This window comes from Nocardia sp. NPDC003693 (assembly GCF_053981095.1).
Genome location: NZ_JBSFNO010000017.1, coordinates 132,536 through 148,893, shown reverse-complemented (window position 1 = coordinate 148,893; position 16,358 = coordinate 132,536). Strand labels below are relative to the sequence as shown.

17 protein-coding genes and 1 pseudogene are annotated in these 16,358 nt (G+C 68.5%); 7 read left to right on the top strand and 11 right to left on the bottom strand.

Going from position 1 to position 16,358, the window contains the following annotated elements; genetic code table 11:
- Nucleotides 1-33: 33 nt before the first annotated feature.
- Together ACWDOP_RS20430 and ACWDOP_RS20425 are read right to left on the bottom strand one after the other, a co-directional pair.
- Entirely contained in the window at nt 34-192 is a 159-nt protein-coding gene (locus ACWDOP_RS20430; RefSeq protein WP_454200894.1) for a hypothetical protein, read from the bottom strand.
- Entirely contained in the window at nt 189-392 is a 204-nt protein-coding gene (locus tag ACWDOP_RS20425; protein ID WP_456346338.1) for a hypothetical protein, read from the bottom strand. Before ACWDOP_RS20425 ends, ACWDOP_RS20430 begins: the two co-directional genes overlap by 4 nt.
- A 424-nt stretch (nt 393-816) precedes the next feature.
- Here ACWDOP_RS20425 and ACWDOP_RS20420 point away from each other — a divergent pair, with 424 nt between their 5' ends.
- The 3 genes from ACWDOP_RS20420 to ACWDOP_RS20410 all read left to right on the top strand — a co-directional run bounded on the left by ACWDOP_RS20420 (nt 817) and on the right by ACWDOP_RS20410 (nt 2,262).
- The gene (locus tag ACWDOP_RS20420; protein WP_456346337.1) at nt 817-1,701 is read left to right on the top strand and encodes a helix-turn-helix domain-containing protein; all 885 of its coding nucleotides are present in this window, start codon (nt 817-819) and stop codon (nt 1,699-1,701) included.
- A 28-nt stretch (nt 1,702-1,729) separates the two neighbouring features.
- On the top strand, nt 1,730-1,933 hold the full coding sequence (locus tag ACWDOP_RS20415; protein ID WP_454200897.1) for a DUF397 domain-containing protein: 204 nt from the start codon (nt 1,730-1,732) through the stop codon (nt 1,931-1,933).
- Between the two features lie 173 nt (nt 1,934-2,106).
- The gene (locus ACWDOP_RS20410; protein WP_454200898.1) at nt 2,107-2,262 is read left to right on the top strand and encodes a hypothetical protein; all 156 of its coding nucleotides are present in this window, start codon (nt 2,107-2,109) and stop codon (nt 2,260-2,262) included.
- Between the two features lie 134 nt (nt 2,263-2,396).
- Here the strand turns inward: ACWDOP_RS20410 and ACWDOP_RS20405 are convergent, their stop codons facing one another.
- The 3 genes from ACWDOP_RS20405 to ACWDOP_RS20395 are packed head-to-tail and all read right to left on the bottom strand — an operon-like array spanning nt 2,397 to nt 5,945.
- Complete coding sequence (locus tag ACWDOP_RS20405; RefSeq protein ID WP_454200899.1) at nt 2,397-3,143, bottom strand: succinate dehydrogenase/fumarate reductase iron-sulfur subunit; 747 nt, start codon at nt 3,141-3,143, stop codon at nt 2,397-2,399.
- Nucleotides 3,144-3,145: 2 nt separating this feature from the next.
- Nucleotides 3,146-5,074: a fumarate reductase/succinate dehydrogenase flavoprotein subunit gene (locus ACWDOP_RS20400; RefSeq protein WP_454200900.1), complete on the bottom strand. Its 1,929-nt coding sequence runs from the start codon at nt 5,072-5,074 to the stop codon at nt 3,146-3,148.
- 37 nt (nt 5,075-5,111) lie between these two features.
- The gene (locus ACWDOP_RS20395; RefSeq protein WP_454200901.1) at nt 5,112-5,945 is read right to left on the bottom strand and encodes a hypothetical protein; all 834 of its coding nucleotides are present in this window, start codon (nt 5,943-5,945) and stop codon (nt 5,112-5,114) included.
- Nucleotides 5,946-6,324: 379 nt separating this feature from the next.
- Between ACWDOP_RS20395 and ACWDOP_RS20390 the strand changes: the two genes are divergently transcribed.
- Nucleotides 6,325-7,779 carry a thiolase family protein gene (locus ACWDOP_RS20390; RefSeq protein ID WP_456346336.1) on the top strand — a complete coding sequence of 485 codons (1,455 nt, stop codon included), beginning with the start codon at nt 6,325-6,327 and terminating at the stop codon, nt 7,777-7,779.
- 92 nt (nt 7,780-7,871) lie between these two features.
- Here the strand turns inward: ACWDOP_RS20390 and ACWDOP_RS20385 are convergent, their stop codons facing one another.
- The 4 genes from ACWDOP_RS20385 to ACWDOP_RS20370 all read right to left on the bottom strand — a co-directional run bounded on the left by ACWDOP_RS20385 (nt 7,872) and on the right by ACWDOP_RS20370 (nt 12,984).
- Nucleotides 7,872-8,159 carry a hypothetical protein gene (locus ACWDOP_RS20385; protein WP_454200902.1) on the bottom strand — a complete coding sequence of 96 codons (288 nt, stop codon included), beginning with the start codon at nt 8,157-8,159 and terminating at the stop codon, nt 7,872-7,874.
- Nucleotides 8,160-8,365: 206 nt separating this feature from the next.
- On the bottom strand, nt 8,366-9,331 hold the full coding sequence (locus ACWDOP_RS20380) for an alpha/beta fold hydrolase (RefSeq protein WP_454200903.1): 966 nt from the start codon (nt 9,329-9,331) through the stop codon (nt 8,366-8,368).
- Nucleotides 9,332-9,659: 328 nt separating this feature from the next.
- Nucleotides 9,660-11,615, bottom strand: coding sequence for an acyl-CoA dehydrogenase family protein (locus ACWDOP_RS20375; RefSeq protein WP_456346335.1), 1,956 nt, complete (start codon nt 11,613-11,615; stop codon nt 9,660-9,662).
- Between the two features lie 184 nt (nt 11,616-11,799).
- On the bottom strand, nt 11,800-12,984 hold the full coding sequence (locus tag ACWDOP_RS20370) for an AAA family ATPase (protein WP_456346334.1): 1,185 nt from the start codon (nt 12,982-12,984) through the stop codon (nt 11,800-11,802).
- A gap of 223 nt (nt 12,985-13,207) precedes the next feature.
- On the opposite strand from ACWDOP_RS20370, the gene ACWDOP_RS20365 reads away from it, so the two are divergent.
- The 3 genes and pseudogenes from ACWDOP_RS20365 (at nt 13,208) to ACWDOP_RS20355 (ending at nt 14,768) form a co-directional block, all read left to right on the top strand.
- Nucleotides 13,208-13,453 (top strand): hypothetical protein, encoded by a 246-nt coding sequence (locus ACWDOP_RS20365; protein ID WP_456346333.1) that lies wholly within the window; start codon nt 13,208-13,210, stop codon nt 13,451-13,453.
- Nucleotides 13,454-13,763: 310 nt separating this feature from the next.
- Nucleotides 13,764-14,357 (top strand): C40 family peptidase, encoded by a 594-nt coding sequence (locus tag ACWDOP_RS20360; RefSeq protein ID WP_454201027.1) that lies wholly within the window; start codon nt 13,764-13,766, stop codon nt 14,355-14,357.
- 18 nt (nt 14,358-14,375) lie between these two features.
- A pseudogene (locus ACWDOP_RS20355) lies at nt 14,376-14,768 on the top strand (RNA-binding S4 domain-containing protein).
- A gap of 19 nt (nt 14,769-14,787) precedes the next feature.
- Here ACWDOP_RS20355 and ACWDOP_RS20350 read toward each other — a convergent pair.
- Together ACWDOP_RS20350 and ACWDOP_RS20345 are read right to left on the bottom strand one after the other, a co-directional pair.
- Nucleotides 14,788-15,963 carry a cation:proton antiporter gene (locus ACWDOP_RS20350; protein WP_456346332.1) on the bottom strand — a complete coding sequence of 392 codons (1,176 nt, stop codon included), beginning with the start codon at nt 15,961-15,963 and terminating at the stop codon, nt 14,788-14,790.
- Complete coding sequence (locus ACWDOP_RS20345; RefSeq protein WP_456346331.1) at nt 15,960-16,349, bottom strand: hypothetical protein; 390 nt, start codon at nt 16,347-16,349, stop codon at nt 15,960-15,962. Before ACWDOP_RS20345 ends, ACWDOP_RS20350 begins: the two co-directional genes overlap by 4 nt.
- Nucleotides 16,350-16,358: the final 9 nt, after the last annotated feature.

Genomic DNA, 16,358 nt, shown 5'->3' with positions numbered 1-16,358 from the left:
GGCGGGACTGCCAGCACCGTCGCGCGCGGAGGTCTAGGCGCGACGGCGATCGAAAGGCGTTGCGGCAGCGGTCTGTGCGGCCAGGGGCCTTCCCCGGACGACCCTGGTCGCGGCGGCGCCGGTGCGACGATCGAGCAGCCACCACAGCAGGCGATGCACGATGCGCTCGTACCGGTCGGGACCGCCCGTCACGGCAGTGCGCGCTCGTCGAGCACGCATCGTCCCTCCTCCACCAGCGTCGCCCGGGCTCGCCGGCGTACCTGGCAGGTCTCGACGGTGCAATCCAGATGGAGTTGCATCGCCGAATGGGCTTCGTCGACGCTCATGAGACCCGGATCCCTGCGACACCGCAGCAACCCGGCGACATGCATGTTGAGGGCGGTCAGTTGCATGTTCCGACCTCCGCCTCGAAAGGGTGAGAAGGGGTGACGACTTCGGCCATGACTCCTCGTTCCAGCAAGGGATTCCTGAAGTGCCCGGAGGACTCAGGAAAGGAAAGGGGCCTAGCAACACCTCTCCGGGCACATATCCAGCACACCACGAGCAGACGTCCGGCGGAGGAGTTTCGAAAAGGAGAACGCAAAATTGCGCGAATTCCCAGCAGCGAATCCGTTTGGGGGAGGAGGATTCCCCATAGTGGACGAAGCTCCCACGCGCTGCCGTGAAGCGGCCCGGGTCAGAGCCGTGTGGCCGGCCGGGTGACAGCCGCGAAGCGAGCTCCGGGCGGGAGCCGGTGTACCGCAACACTATCCCCGAGGGAAAGCGGGCGCTCACTCGCGCCGGCCCTTCCCGCTCGCGATCGAGACGGAGCTCGCCGTGTCAGATAGTCCTGCGTCATCCACCCTGCCTCGCCGTCAGCTGGGGCGCTATCTACGGGATTGGCGCAGTCAGGCCGGCCTGACCATCGCCGATGCCGCCAGGCTCATGGAGTGGGGCGCGAGCACGCTGCAGCGGCTGGAGAAGGGCAACGCGGATCGCATCCGCACCATCGACATCCACGAGCTGTGCCGCATCTACGGCATCCCGGCCGAGATCGCCGAGGGGCTCAAGGGTTTGGCGCAGCAGGCCGCGGTCAAGAGCTGGTGGCACTCCTACGGCGATCTGATTCCGGAGAACTTCGACGTCTACGTCGGACTCGAGGCATCCGCCCAGCAGTTGTCCTGCTACCAATCGGAATTGGTGCCGGGGCTGCTGCAGACGGCCGATTACGCAAGGGCCCTGAACGGCCTCGGCTACCCGGATGACACCGCCGCGGAGGTGGATCGGCGCGTTCAGCTGCGCATGCAGCGGCAGGCGATGATCACCCGGCGCATGCATCCGGCGACGGTCGCCATGGTGTTGCACGAATCGGTCTTGCGCCGCACAGTGGGAGGTGCAAAAGTGATGGCGACACAGGTGCGGCACTTGGCGGAACTGAGTACCCGGCCCAATGTCGATTTACGCATCCTGCCCTTCACAGCCGGTGTCCCCCTGGGACTTTCGACCGGTCCGTTCGTGATCCTGGAGTTCGGATCCGACACCAAGGGGCAGCCGGTGGAACCGCCCGTGGTCTATGTCGAAGGCTTCACGGGCGATCTCTATCTCGAAAGACAGGGCGACGTACAGCGTTATCGCCGGGCGCGCGATCACCTCGCGGACTGCGCCCTGGACGCACAGGACAGCAGGAACCTGCTGCGGCAGGTCGGCAAGGACTACTCATGAAGGACCGAGTGTGGGAAAAGGATGCACGATGAGCATGGAGCTGGCCGAGGCTCGCTGGTTCAAGAGCAGCCGCAGCGGCGCGGGCAAGGAATGCGTGGAGGTGGCGTTCCTGGCGGCCGCACGGGTCGGCGTGCGCGACAGCAAGAATCCGGACGGGCCGGCGCTGGTATTCGCCGCGGGGGAATGGGCGGCGTTCACCGCGGCCGTCGAAAGCGGTGCGTTCGAGGCCTGAATCCCAGCTCATGAGGCCGCCGGGCGGTGAACCCGCTGTTCGCCGCCCGCCGGTTCGGAAGATCACGATCCGGCGACCGTTGTGCAACGAAAACATGTTTGCCGCAGCTAAGCATGGGTAACCCATAAACCGTGGACCGTGGATTGAGAAATTATCGTCCCCGGTATCGGAAAATGGGTCCTGACGACTGGGTCGAACGGCTGATCGTGGGGATGCTCTTCGCGGTATCGGCGATGGGCATATACGTACTCACCGGAGCATTGATGCCCGCGCTGGCCGTGGGCGTACTAGTCGGCGCGGTGGCGCTCGGGGTCGTCGCCATGCTCTGACCCGGCGTTCCCGTGCTCCGAATCGGCATGGGACGCACCGGAAGATGTTCCGACCTCCGGTAAAGCACGAGGGTGGCACTCGATTTCGAGTGCCACCCTCCGCCGTATCGTCCGGGAACGGCGCCCCGCAGTCGCTAGCGGCGGAAGAGCTTGTTACCCAGCCAGACCAGCGGGTCGTACCGGTTGTCCACCACCCGCTCCTTGAGCGGGATCAGCGCGTTGTCGGTGATCTGAATGTGCTCGGGGCAGACCTCGGTGCAGCACTTGGTGATATTGCACAGCCCCAGCCCGGCGTCGTCCTGGGCGAGATCACGCCGATCACCGACGTCCAGCGGATGCATTTCCAGTTCCGCGATGCGCATCAGGTAGCGCGGCCCCGAGAAGGCTTCCTTGTTCTCCTCGTGATCGCGCACGACGTGACAGGTGTTCTGGCACAGGAAGCATTCGATGCATTTGCGGAATTCCTGCGATCGCTCCACATCGCGCTGCTGCATGCGATAGTCCCCGGGCTTGAGGTCGACCGGCGGGGTGAAGGACGGAATCTCGCGCGCCTTGCGGTAATTGAACGACACGTCGGTGACCAGGTCGCGAATCACCGGGAAGGTGCGCATGGGCGTCACCGTCACCACTTCGTCCTCGGTGAAGGTCGACATGCGGCACATGCACAGCAGTTTGGGCCGCCCGTTCACCTCGGCCGAACACGAACCGCACTTGCCCGCCTTGCAATTCCAGCGCACGGCCAGATCGGGGGTCTGGGTGGCCTGCAGGCGGTGGATGACGTCGAGCACCACCTCGCCCTCGTTGACCTCGACGGTGTAGTCCTGCAGTCCACCCCCCTCGGGATCACCGCGCCAGACCCTGAATTTCGCGTCGTAACCCATGGCTATTCCGCCTTTCCGGCGCCGTCCGCCACGGGGGCGAGTTCGGCTGGGCTGTAGTACTTTTCGAGCTCGGAACCGTCGAACAGCGCGAGCAGGTCCGCGCGCATGGGTTCCTGGTCCTCCGGGGTCACCGTCACCGCCGGCACCGAGAAGCCGACCTCGTCCGGGTCGATCCGGCACACCAGCAGTTTGTTGCGCCAGGCCGCGTCCATACCCGGGAAGTCGTCGCGGGTGTGCCCGCCGCGGCTCTCGGTGCGCAGCAGCGCGGCCTGGGCCACGCATTCGCTGATCAGGAGCATGTTGCGCAGGTCGAGCGCCAGGTGCCAGCCGGGATTGAACTGCCGGTGGCCCTCGATGGTGACGCCGTCGTAGCGGTCCCGCAGTTCGGACAGCTTCTCGATGGCCTGCTTCAGTTCGTGTTCCTTGCGGATGATGCCGACCAGGTCGTTCATGGTCTGCTGCAGATCCAGGTGCATGGTGTAGGGGTTCTCACCGCTGCCCTCACCCGGCGAATCGAACGGCGCGACAGCGGATTTGGCCGCCGCGGCGATGTCGTTGTCGGTGATCGCGGGGCGCTGGGCGAGCTGTTCCACGTAGGTGGCCGCGCCCAGGCCCGCGCGCCGGCCGAACACCAGCAGATCCGACAGGGAGTTGCCGCCGAGCCGGTTGGAGCCGTGCATACCGCCGGAACACTCACCGGCGGCGAACAGTCCGGGCACCGTGGCCGCACCGGTATCGGGATTCACCTCGATGCCGCCCATGACGTAGTGGCAGGTCGGGCCCACCTCCATGGGTTCTTTGGTGATGTCGACGTCCGCGAGTTCCTTGAACTGGTGGTGCATGGACGGCAGCCGCTTGACGATCTCGGCCGCGGGCATCCGCGAGGCGATGTCCAGGTACACGCCGCCGTTCTTGGTGCCGCGTCCCGCCTTCACCTCTTCGTTGATGGCGCGGGCCACCTCGTCGCGGGGCAGCAGGTCCGGGGTGCGGCGCGCGGAGTCGTTGTCCTTCAGCCACTGATCCGCCTCCTCCTCCGATTCGGCGTACTGCCCCTTGAACACCGCGGGGATGTAGTCGAACATGAACCGCTTGCCCTCGGTGTTCTTGAGCACCCCGCCGTCGCCGCGCACGCCCTCGGTGACCAGGATGCCGCGCACGCTGGGCGGCCAGACCATGCCGGTCGGATGGAACTGCAGGAACTCCATGTTGATCAGGGTCGCCCCGGCGCGCAGGGCCAGCGCGTGCCCGTCGCCGGTGTACTCCCAGGAGTTCGAGGTGGTCTTGTAGGACTTGCCGATGCCGCCGGTGGCCAGCACCACCGCGGGGGTCTCGAAGAGGATGAACCGACCCGATTCCCGCCAGTACCCGAAGGCTCCCGAGATCCGGTCGCCGTCCTTGAGCAGTTCGGTGACGGTGCATTCGGCGAAGACCTTGATGCGGGCCTCGTAGTCGCCGGTCTGGGCGAAGTCCTCCTGCTGCAGCGAGACGATCTTCTGCTGCATGGTTCTGATGAGTTCGAGTCCGGTGCGGTCGCCGACGTGGGCCAGTCGCGGGTAGGTGTGCCCGCCGAAGTTGCGCTGGCTGATGCGCCCGTCCTTGGTGCGATCGAACAGCGCCCCATAGGTTTCCAGCTCCCAGACCCGGTCCGGCGCTTCCTGCGCGTGCAGTTCGGCCATCCGCCAGTTGTTCAGGAACTTGCCACCGCGCATGGTGTCCTTGAAATGGGTCTGCCAGCTGTCCTTCTCGTTGGCGTTGCCCATGGCGGCCGCGCAGCCGCCCTCGGCCATGACGGTGTGCGCCTTGCCGAACAGCGATTTGCACACCACCGCGACCGAGAGGCCGTGTTCACGGGCTTCGATGACCGCGCGCAGTCCGGCGCCCCCGGCGCCGATCACGACGACGTCGTACTTGTGCCGTTCGACTTCAGGCATAGGACCGAATACTCCTGGGAGACATGTGAATTAGGAATCAGCCGATGAATCGGAGATCTTTGATCGTTTCGCTCGCGACCAACATGACGTAGAAGTCGGTGAGCACCAGGGTGCCGAGCGTGGTCCAGGCCAGCTGCATGTGACGGGTGTTGAGCTTGGACACCTGGGTCCAGTACCAGTAGCGCACCGGATGTTTGGAGAAGTGCTTGAGCCGCCCGCCCGCGATGTGGCGGCAGGAGTGACACGACACCGTGTAGGCCCACAGCAGGATCACGTTGCCCAGCAGCACGATGTTGCCCAGGCCGAACCCGAACCCGCCGTCCTTGCCGTGGAACGCGGCGAGCGCGTCGTAGGTGTTGATCAGCGAGACGATGATCGCCACGTAGAAGAAGTAGCGGTGCGCGTTCTGGATGATCAGCGGAAGTTTGGTCTCACCGGTGTATTTCGCGTGCGGCTCGGCCACCGCGCAGGCCGGCGGGGAGAACCACACGGACCGGTAGTAGGCCTTGCGGTAGTAGTAGCAGGTGAGCCGGAAGCCGAGCAGGAACGGCAGCACCAGGAAGCCCAGCGGGATCCACATGGGCAGCTCGCCCAGCGGCGTGCCGAAATGGGCGGAGCCCTCGACGCACGAGTCGCTCACGCACGGTGAGTAGAACGGCGTCAGGTAGTGGTAGTCCGCGACGTAATACGCCGAGCGCACAAAGGCTCTGACGGTCGCGTAGATGATGAAGGCGGACAGCCCCAGCACGGTCAGCAGCGGCGGGAGCCACCACCGGTCGGTACGCAGCGTGCGCGCGGCAATCGCGGCGCGACTCCTGCTGAATACCCCGGTCGCGTTCGATTCGGGAGCCTTGATCGGTGCGGCGCTCACTGCTGGATGCCTCGCTGCTCTATCCCGTGGAACGTCATCGTTACCTCCGGCATCGAATGTGATGGTGAGCACCCTACGACAGGGCGGCTATCACTCGAGCTGGGTACGGCGAATTCGTGATCGAGTGATTTGCAACACAATCCGGCGTTCGCACGGCCGGTCGTTCGATTGGTGAACGAACGGCTATCTCGCGAAGAACGCGGCACCGCAGTGAGTTTCGCGAATAAGACGAAACGCCCGCGGAAAGCACGTACGAACAGCGCAATCATCCGTTCCCGCTCCGTCACACCCCAGCAACAAGGGTGTGGTGACCTTTTCTCCGAAGCAGGAAACCCCTCGGCGATCCGAATGCGAGGGGAAGCGGGAAGGAACACCGGCGATGAGGCGAGCCGCGATCGTAATGCCCATGCGCACACCCGTCGGGCTCCCGGGCGGGGCGCTATCGGGCGTCGCGCCGCGGCGCTTGATTTCGACCGTGCTCAGCGCTGTGGTAGGGCGCTCGGGCATCGACCCGCACCGGATCGACCAGCTCGTCACGGCGACGCCGGACGCGGCCGCCGTGCGCGGCGCGATCCCGCTGGCCGGGCTGCCGTGCACCCTGGACGAATTCGCGGTCGGCGCGGCCACCGGCGGCGGCCTGCGCGCGCTGATCACCGCCGCCATGATGGTGCAGACCGGATCGGCCGACGTGGTGCTGGCGCTGGGCGCCGAATACCCCGGTACGCCGCCCGCGCCGGTTCCGGCGCAATCGCCGGGGGCGCAACGGCATCCGGGCGTGCCACGGGTCGACCCGCCGGGCGGGTCACGAGGTGACGGGCCCGGTGGACCGCGAGGCAACGGCCCCGGCGGCTTCGATCTCTCCATCGCCGGCGGGCTGCGCGGCAACCAGCGCCCCGACAATCGCGGCGGCCCGGGCTTCGTCCTGCGCGGCGGCCCGCCGGGGCCGGACACCGGCGAACAGCTCGCGGTCTGGGCGAACGCCGAAACCGCGCACGGCGGACGGGAATCCAAACAGGTCGAACTGCTGGCCCAGCACTACGGCATCGGCCGCGCCGAGGCCGACGAGTTCGCCGCGGCCAGTCACCGGCGCGCGGCCCGGGCCCGGCGCCAGGGCATCTTCGGCGCGGAGATCGCGCCGGTGGTGGTGAACGCCATCCCCGACGACGTGAATTCCGGTGTGGTGCAACTGGTCGACCGGGACGAGGGCCTGCGCGACGACGTCTCGCACCGCGCCTTCGCCGCCCTCGAGCCCTTCGTGCCCGGCGGCGTGCGCACGGTCGGCAACTGCAGCGCCCGCACGCTCGCCGCGTCCGGCTGCCTGGTGGTGGCCGAGGACCGGCTCGACGAACTCGGTCTGCAGGCCCTGGGCTACGTCGTCGGCTGGGCCACCGCCACCGCGGAGCCCGACGCCGTCCTGCCGGTCGCCGGGGTGGCGATGGACCGGGTGCTCGCGCGCAACGGCCTGACCGCCAACGATCTGGATCTGGCCGAGATCGACGAGACCAGCGCGGTGGAGGTGCTGGCCCTGACCCGGGTCTGGGAGCGCGAGAACAACGGCTTCGATCCGGTGGAACAGCTGAACGTGCACGGCGCGGCCATCGCGCTCGGCGACCCGGGCAATGCCGGGGGCCTGCGCATGGTCACCACGCTGATGCACGAATTGGACCGCCGCGACGGCGGTTTCGGCCTGGTCGCCGCGCCGACCGGGCCCGGCCGGGCCCTGGCCGCGCTGTTCGAGTCCGCCGACGCCGAGCGGCTGGCCCCGGCCCCGCGCGGCGCCCGCTTCCACGGGGCGCGGCAGAGCCGGATCGGCCGGGGGCGGCACCGCGGGTGATCGGCGCCCGGGGGTGATCGGTCCGGCCGCGCCCGGACCCGGACACACGGCGGCACCCGCCGCGAGGGGCGCGGCGGGTGCCGGGGGTGCTGCTACTTGGTGCGGGGCCGGGAGTGGAAGCCCAGCCCCTCGTCCTGTGCGCCCATCCAGGCGGCTTCGTCGGACTTGCTGTCGGGGACGTAGATGACGTCCTGGGCGCCGCGGGTGACCTGGGCCGGCGGGGCCTGCTCGAATTCATCGGTGTCGATGACGAGTCGTTCCAGATCGTTTTCCAAGCGGCGGACCATGCTGGCCTCTCCGTACTGCGAGCGCAACGCGCCGACGCACTGCCGGAGCTGGCCGACCGCGTAGCGAAGTTCCGCAATCTCGCTGCGTGTCATCGAAACCTCCTCGGGGCATGTGATCGAGCCGTGTGACAGACCACACATCGTGATCTACAACACAGTACGCGACGAATCGCGATCCGTCTCGCCGGAGTGAAAGAACCGCTGGTCAGTGCGCCGGGCGCGAACGCCATTCCGGCCGGTTAGGGGGACATTCGGGGCATTCGCGAACCGCCTGCGCGACCGCTCGCGCCGCCGCCGGATCAGCCCGCGATGGCGTATTCCGGCCCGCATCCGGGCTCGCGCAGCCGCGCCACCGCCCGGTCCACCAGTCCGGTGATGGCCGCCGCGACCTCCTCGACGCGTTCCATGATCACGCTGTGCCCGGCGCCGTCGAGCCGGATGAGTTCGGCGTCGTCGAGCTGGGAGGCCAGCACCACCGAATGCGCGAACGGGATCACCACGTCCGCCGATCCGGCCAGCACCAGCGAGGGGATCTCGCCCAGCCGGTGCAGGGCGGCCATCTCGTCGAATCGGATGAGCGAGTCCAGGAATCCCGACATGGTCAGCAGCGAGGTCTCGTTGAGCATGGCCGTGGCCACCGCGAGCAGGCGCGGGCCGACCTTGCGGGTGCCGTGCGTGGCCTCGCGCATGATGGGCTCGAAGATCCTGCGGCTGAAGTGTTTCGAGGCCTGCATGGCCCGCGGCGCCCGCCGCATGGCCGCCTGCAGCGAGGCCACCGCGGGCCCGTTCAGCAGGCGTCCCATCCCGACCCGGGTGACGCTGCTCGCCGCGCCCGCGAGCAGGCCGACGCCGGCGACGCGGCAGCCGATGCTCTCGGGGAAGATGCGCGCGTAGGCCAGGATCGTCATGGCGCCCATCGAATGACCCACCAGCACAACGGGTCCGGTGGGCGCGACCGCGCGCAGCACCACGTCCAGGTCCCGGGCCAGCTGATCGATCGTGTAGGTGGCGGGGTCGGCCGCGCCCGAATCCCCGTGTCCGCGATGGTCGTAGAAGACCAGGTGGGTGTCCTCGCCCCAGGCCGGGCGCAAGTGGTCGCGCAGCAGCGCCCAGGACTCGGTGCGCAGGCAGTGCCCGTGGATGAACACCACGGTGAGGGCGGCGTCGGGGGCGCCGAATTCGTGTACCGCGATGGGCACGCCGTCGGCGGCCGGAACGGTGAAGTGGTGGCCGTCGTTGTCGGCGGCGCGGCGGGTGATGGACATGACGTACTCCTTGGGAGATCGCCTCTTGCCCGGTTGTCGAGAGAGATTGCCGGTTCGTTAACCGCTCACACCTGGCGTTATGCACAAGTTGCCCAACTGTCGCCGCCGATCGATATACCGATCGCCGGTCGAATCCGCGATCACCTCGCCCGGCCGCCGGTCGGCGGTGGATTTTGTGCCATCACCGCACATCGGGATCTATATGTGAATCTAGAGAATTGGCTAGAAAGCTGTAGACCTCTCACGACGGGCTATTTCGCACAAGAATCTGCCCCTCTCTAGCCAAGTGACTAGAGAGGGGCAGATCCGGCTCGATTCCCGCCCGAGGTTAGGTGCCCGCCCCCGCCTTGGTCGACGGCAGGAACGTGCGCAGCAGGTTCTGCTCGGTACTCGGCCCGATCGACCACTCCGAGATCCACGGCCCGGTGCCCTCGCTCGGGTCGAGCGCGCCGCCCTCCAGGAACGTGTAGCGCCCGTCCAGGACGCCGCGGGTCAGTTCGGTGTCCGCGTCATCGGTGTTGTCCCACAGCGCGTCGAACAGCCGCCCGATCCGCAGCCGGGACTGCCGGCAGAACACCTCGGCGAGCTCCTCGGCGGCGACGCCGTCGGGATCGCCCGCCACGCGCAGGGATTGGGCCTTCACGCAGGCCGCCGAGATGGCGAACAGCTCCGCCCCGATGTCGACGATCCGGCCCAGGAAGCCCTGTTTGTACTCGAGCTTGGCCTGCCAGCGCGCCATCCCGTACATCAGGGCCCGGGCCTGCTTGCGCGACATGCGCTCGACGAACCGCATATGCCGTGCGAGCGGGCCGAATTCGCTGAAGGTGGCCGGCACCGTGCCCGAGCCCACCGCCAGCTGCGGGAACCACTTGGCGTAGAAGCCGCTCGCGCCGACCGCGGCCTTGGCCTTGTCCCTGAGCTCGGCGTTGCGATCGACCAGCGCCCCGGCGGCGGACATGTGCGCGTCGGCCATCTCGCGGGCGATGAGCAGGCGCATGATCTCGCTGGAGCCCTCGAAGATGCGATTGATGCGCAGATCGCGCACCATCTGCTCGGCGCCGACCGCGCGTTCGCCGCGCGCCGCCAGCGAGGCCGCCGTCTCGTAGCCGCGGCCGCCGCGGATCTGCACCAGTTCGTCGGCGATCTCGCACGCCATCTCCGAGGCCCACAGTTTGGCCAGCGCCGCCTCGATGCGGATGTCGTTGCGGTTCTCGTCGCACATGGTGGCCGACAGGTCCAGCACCGCCTCCAGCGCGAAAGTCGTTGCGGCGATGTAGGACAGCTTGGCGCCGACCGCACCGTGCTCGCCCACCGGGCGGCCCCACTGCACCCGGGTGCCGCTCCACTCGCGGGCGATCTTGAGCGACCACTTGGCCGCGGCGGTACACATCGCCGGAATGGCGAGGCGGCCCGCGTTCAGGGTGGTGAGCGCGATCTTGAGGCCGTCGCCCTCGCGGCCGACCAGATTGCCCTTGGGCACCAGCACCTTGTGCATGCGGGTGACGCCGTTCTCGATGCCGCGCAGGCCCATGAAGGCGTTGCGGCGCTCCACCGTGATGCCCGGGCTGTCCGCCTCGACGATGAAGGCCGAGATGCCGCCGCGGTGCCCCTCGCTCTTGGGCACCCGCGCCATCACCACCAGCAGTTCGGCCACCACGCCGTTGGTGGTCCACAGCTTCACGCCGCTGATCTCGTACGCCTCGCCGTCGGCGGTCGGGACCGCGACCGAGGCCATGCGCGCGGGGTCCGAACCGACATCGGGTTCGGTGAGCAGGAAGGCGCTCACCGCGCCACGAGCGCAGCGCGGCAGGAACTCCCGCTTCTGTTCGAGCGTGCCCGCCAGCTTCAGCGGTTCCGGGACGCCGATGGACTGGTGCGCCGAGAGCAGGACGCCGAGGCTGGCGTGCGCCGAGCCGACGAGCATGAGGGCCCTGTTGTAGCCGACCTGCGACAGGCCGACCCCGCCGTACTCCTCGGGGATCTTCAGGCCGAAGCAGCCGAGATCGGCCAGCCCCCGGACGTATTCGTCCGGAATGCGGCCCTCGGCCTCGATGCGATTGCCGTCGATCGTCTCGCAGAAGGCGCGCAGGCGGTCCAGGTACGCGGTGTTCTTGCGCTCCTCGGCGGCGGTCGGGCGCGGGAACGGATGAATGAGATCGAGGCGGAAGCGCCCGAGGAACATCTCCTTGGCGAACGACGGCTTGGCCCACGTGGTTTCGCGAGACTCCTCGACGAGTGCCCGGGCCTGCTCCTCGGTGGCGTCGACTTTCGCTGTTGTCGCCATATGTCCTCCTCGGACGTGATGGGAATCACATTCGAGTGTAGGAGTCTTTGTTACCCATCGGTAGTCGTTGGCAAAGATCGAAAGCGCCTGTCGTTCAATGATCTTGAAGTGCTGGCTACCGAATAGCAATCGCCGATGGCGGGGTGCGGCGCAGCTGTTCCGCCCGCCTATTCAGTGCCGAAAGCTATTGCACGCCACGCAGATAACGCCCGAAATGCGGCACCGTGAAACCGATCGTGCCGCGCTCGGCCGAATAGATCAGTCCCTTCTTGATCAGGCCGTCCCGGGCGGGGGACAGCGACGCCGGCTTGCGATCGAGTTCGCGCGCCACCGCGGCGGTGGCGACCGGACCGTCGTCACCGGACAGATCGGCCATGGCGCGCATGTACTCCCGTTCGGCGGGTGTCGCCCGTTCGTAGCGGGAGCCGAAGAAACCGACCGCCAGCTCTTCTTCGGCGGCGGGCGCCGCGAGTTCGACATCCCGCGCCGAGATCGGATCGCGGGCCGCGGTGTCCCAGGTCGCCTTGCCGTACGCCTGCACGAAATACGGGTAGCCGTCGGCCTTGCGGTACAGCGCGGCGAGCGCGTCGTCGTCGTATGTCACCCCCTCGCGCGCGGCGGGCGCGATGAGCGCGTGGTCGGCCGCCGCCCGGTCCAGGCGATCGATGCGGTGATACGAGAACAGCCGCTCGGAATAGGACTTGGACGCCGAGAGCACCGCGGGCAGATGCGGCAGGCCCGCGCCGACGACGATCACCGGCGCGGCGTCCTGGCTCAATTCGTGGCAGGCGCCGCAGATGGCCGAGATGTCCGCCGGGCCCAGATCCTGGAGCTCGTCGATGAACAGCGCGATGCCGATCCCGGCGTCCCGGGCCAGCTGCGCGGCCTCCAGCAGCAGCTCCACCAGATCGATCTCGATGTCGCCGGAATCGGCGCGACCGGTCAGCGCGGGCACGTCGATACCCGGATTCCAGCGCTCGCGCATGCCCTTGTCGGCGGTGGCGCGCAGCGCGAAAGCCTTGAGAATGCCCAGGAAGTCGTCGATCTGTTCGGGATTGCGATGCTCCACCGCCAGCGCGCGCACCGCCATGTGCAGCGCCGCGGCCAGCGGGCGGCGCAGCTGCTGATCCGGGCGGGCCTCCAGCTTGCCGGTGCCCCACCCGCGCGAACGCGCCGCCGAGCGCAGCTGATTCAGCAGCACCGTCTTGCCCACCCCGCGCAATCCGGTCAGCATGACGCTGCGTTCGGGGCGGCCCCGGGCGATCCGCTCCAGCACGATGTCGAACGCGTCGAGCTGGCGGTCGCGGCCCGCCAGCTCGGGCGGGCGCTGCCCGGCTCCGGGGGCGTACGGATTGCGCACGGGGTCCATGCCGCCACACCGTAGCGCCAAAATTCGGGATTATCGCGGCGTCTATCGAAGTCCCTAGACGGCACCGCGCACGGGCATACCCGGTGCGGCCCTTCCGTTTCGGCGCGCGGTGCGGACGTACGCCCGGGTAGCTCCCGCGCTGTCGCGTGCCCGGCGGCGCGCATCGCTACCCTGGTGACGGAATGCGCCTGCGCCGGGGCCGGGCCGTGTACGAGGAGGCGTCATGCCGGAAGAGCCGACCAGCGTCGCCGAGGTGGTGCGGTCCTGGAACGTGCCCGGCGAGGCCGCGGTGGCGGGCCGCATCCGCAACAACATCCTGTCCGCGATCGAAAGCGGTTTCGACGACCCGCAACTGGTGGCGGACCTCGCGGTGGGCCCGCTGGTGATGGCGCTGGCCACCCTCGAGGTCGACCTCGCCGACGCGCGCCGGCGCATCGCGCAGCTCGAGCGAGCGCTTGACCAGCGCTGATTCGACGAATGGCGGATCGCTGGAAGATAACGGCGTATTCGATCAGGTATATCGAGTCGTGATCGGCGCGCCGAGACCAGGATTCGCGTGTCTGCCGGGGAGTTTGCCGCGAATCGCAGCGCGCCGCGCGTGTGGGGTGGACAACACGGCTCGGCAGTCGTAATCTTCTCGTGACTTAGTGGAGTCTGTCGCTTCATCGGAGACGCGGCCCACTGCGTTACGTAAGAAGGATCGGAGATGGCGCTCGGTGGGTAAGCACAGCATGCAGCGGGAATCTCGCGTTACGAATTCCGTGAAGGGCGCTATCGTCATGGGCGCCATGGCAGCAACGACAACCGGCGCGTTCCCGGCGATCACCGCCCAGGCCGCCACCGTCGAGATTCCCGGCCTCGGCAACTTCGACGTGCCGGACGCGTTCGCACCCCAGGTGCAGCAGTTCAACCAGGCGGTCAAGGACTTCCAGGAAGGCCCCGGCCTCACCGTCGGCGCCAACCCGAGCGTGGGCAACGAGAACGGCTTCACGCTTCCCGGCCTGCTCGGCCAGCAGAAGCAGCAGGGCGTGGGTGACATCGCCCTCGAGGCCGCCGCCACCAAGGTCGGCGCGCAGTACTCCTGGGGCGCCTCGGGCCCGTTCAGCTTCGACTGCTCCGGCCTCGTGCAGTGGGCCTACAAGCAGGCCGGAATCGAACTGCCGCGCACCAGCTTCGAGCAGTCGCACGTCGGTGCTCCGGTGGCGTTCAAGGACCTCGTCCCCGGCGACATCGTCATCACCAACGGCGGCGGCCACGTCGGCATCTACGCCGGCGACGGCAAGCTGCTGAACGCGGTGCAGTCCGGTACCCCGGTCTCCTACACCCCCCTCAAGGCCGATCAGGTCGTGACCGCGCGCCGCGTGGTGGCCTGACCCGATATCCTTCAGCGCGTGCCATCCGCGCTGCCGAACGAACCGGCCCACGCCAGAGTCGACTCCTGGGTGTGAGCCGTCCGGCTTTTCAAGACCAGGTCCGAGGCCGCCGCGGCCTGCCGGTCCGGGCACGTGCGGGTCAACGGCGTCGCGGTCAAACCCGCGCATTCGCTCAAACACGGTGACGAGATCCGGGTGCGCGTCAACGGTATCGAGCGCATCGTGATCGTCGAGCGGCTGCTCACCAAACGCGTCGGCGCGGCCGTGGCCGTGCAGTGCCTGATCGACAAGAGCCCGCCGCCGCCGGACCCGCAGCTGATCGCCGCCCAGCCGCGCCGCGATCGCGGGAGCGGCCGCCCCACCAAACGTGAACGCCGCGAGACGGATCGGCTGCTGGGCCGGGACGACTGACACACCGCGCCGGTGCGCGTCAGGACTTCCCGTCGAGGCCGGGCGTCCGGCCCGCCCCGGTTCCGGCCCCGCGTGCCGTCCGTGCCGCGTGGGCCGCGGCCCAGGCGGTCGCCCCGACGGTCACCAGCGCACCGAGCACGATCGCGGACGCCTCGCCCGGCGCCAGCACCCCGAGTTCGGTGCCGACCGTCACCGCCGCGACCGGCACCCCGATCTGCGCCGCGGCCATGACCCCGTAGCCGATGGGCTGCCCGGACAGGCGCATCAGCACGTGGGTGAGCAGCGCCGCCGCGCCCAGCGCCAGCCCGAGCCCGATGAGCTCTGGCTGCTCGCCGAACTCGCGGAGATTCAAGCGCGCGCCCAGCCAGACGAAGAACAGCGGCGTGAGGAAACCGTCGCCGATGGCGAAGAGCTGACGCGCCACCCGGCGCGGTTCGCCGATGGCCGACACCGCGAGCCCGAACGCGAACCCCGCCAGCATGATCGAGACGTGGGTCCGGGTGGCCAGCGCGCACAGCCCGAACAGCAGCGCCAGGCTCACCCGCAGCTCCAGGGCGTACTGCCGATCCTGCGAGACCTTGTGCAGGCGCCGCCGGGCGCCCGAGTCCTCGAGGTAGCGCAGCACGGCGAACAGCACCAGGGCGGCTCCGCACACCGTCACCGCGCCCACCGCCGCGCGCCCGGCATTGCCCGGATCGATGACCAGTGGCAGCGCCACCACGCAGGCGGCGTCGGCGACCGCGACCTGGGCGGTCAACTCCAGCACGGGCTTTCCGGTGAGCCGTTGCGCGTCCAGTATCGGCAGCACGAGCGCCGCCGAGGACGACGCGATGAGCACCGCGTACAGCGCGCCGTGCCCGATGCCGAAGGCGGCGGCCACCGCGTGCCCCGCCACCGCGGCGAGCAGCCCGACACCGGCGGCCCGGGCCACGCCGACCCCGAGCGCGGAGCGAATGCCGGCATCGCGCATGGGCACGTGGGTGCCCGCCACGAACATGACCACGGCGAACCCGATGTCGGCCAGGAACGCGAAGGTCGGATCGCCGGCGTCCAGCACGCCGAAACCCGTTGTCCCGAAGACGATTCCGGCAGTCAGCTCGCCCAGCACGACCGGCAGCCGCCAGGCCCGCCGCCACGCGAGCAGCGGGCCGGCCAGGCCCAGGACCATGATCAGGGCGAGGGTTCCGAAGTTCACGGCAGGGACGCGAACTTCACCGGGATCAGAATGTTCTCGTCGGTGTAGTAGATGGCGCAGACCCGGTGGTAGCCGTCGGCGATCTGGGCGGGCACCCCGCGCCGGAAGTCCCCGCGCACCATCAGGATCGGCGAGAGCGCCTTCCCCGCCATGATCTTGGTGAGATCGCGCCGGACGTACGGGTTGTAGGCGGGCAGGATCTCGAGCTGCGCCGCCCGCAGGATGTCCTTGGCCTTCTTGTGGATGATCGGCGCGGCCCGCAGTTCCTCGACCGCGGTCTCCACCACGTCCGGCTCACCGAGCATTTCGAGGAAGTCGGCGGCGGCCGGATAGTCGTGCTCATCCGGCTTGCTCTTCCATGTCACCTGGATGCTCGCATCGGCCATGGCGTCATC

Bases quoted from the DNA above. Each gene is read 5' to 3' on its own strand.
- ACWDOP_RS20360 (WP_454201027.1), top strand. From the start codon at position 13,764: ATGGGCGCCATGGCAGCAACGACAACCGGCGCGTTCCCGGCGATCACC.
- ACWDOP_RS20415 (WP_454200897.1), top strand. From the start codon at position 1,730: ATGAGCATGGAGCTGGCCGAGGCTCGCTGGTTCAAGAGCAGCCGCAGC.
- ACWDOP_RS20410 (WP_454200898.1), top strand. From the start codon at position 2,107: ATGGGTCCTGACGACTGGGTCGAACGGCTGATCGTGGGGATGCTCTTC.
- ACWDOP_RS20390 (WP_456346336.1), top strand. From the start codon at position 6,325: ATGAGGCGAGCCGCGATCGTAATGCCCATGCGCACACCCGTCGGGCTC.
- ACWDOP_RS20365 (WP_456346333.1), top strand. From the start codon at position 13,208: ATGCCGGAAGAGCCGACCAGCGTCGCCGAGGTGGTGCGGTCCTGGAAC.
- ACWDOP_RS20370 (WP_456346334.1), bottom strand. From the start codon at position 12,984: ATGGACCCCGTGCGCAATCCGTACGCCCCCGGAGCCGGGCAGCGCCCG.
- ACWDOP_RS20375 (WP_456346335.1), bottom strand. From the start codon at position 11,615: ATGGCGACAACAGCGAAAGTCGACGCCACCGAGGAGCAGGCCCGGGCA.
- ACWDOP_RS20345 (WP_456346331.1), bottom strand. From the start codon at position 16,349: ATGGCCGATGCGAGCATCCAGGTGACATGGAAGAGCAAGCCGGATGAG.
- ACWDOP_RS20385 (WP_454200902.1), bottom strand. From the start codon at position 8,159: ATGACACGCAGCGAGATTGCGGAACTTCGCTACGCGGTCGGCCAGCTC.
- ACWDOP_RS20400 (WP_454200900.1), bottom strand. From the start codon at position 5,074: ATGCCTGAAGTCGAACGGCACAAGTACGACGTCGTCGTGATCGGCGCC.
- ACWDOP_RS20405 (WP_454200899.1), bottom strand. From the start codon at position 3,143: ATGGGTTACGACGCGAAATTCAGGGTCTGGCGCGGTGATCCCGAGGGG.
- ACWDOP_RS20425 (WP_456346338.1), bottom strand. From the start codon at position 392: ATGCAACTGACCGCCCTCAACATGCATGTCGCCGGGTTGCTGCGGTGT.
- ACWDOP_RS20380 (WP_454200903.1), bottom strand. From the start codon at position 9,331: ATGTCCATCACCCGCCGCGCCGCCGACAACGACGGCCACCACTTCACC.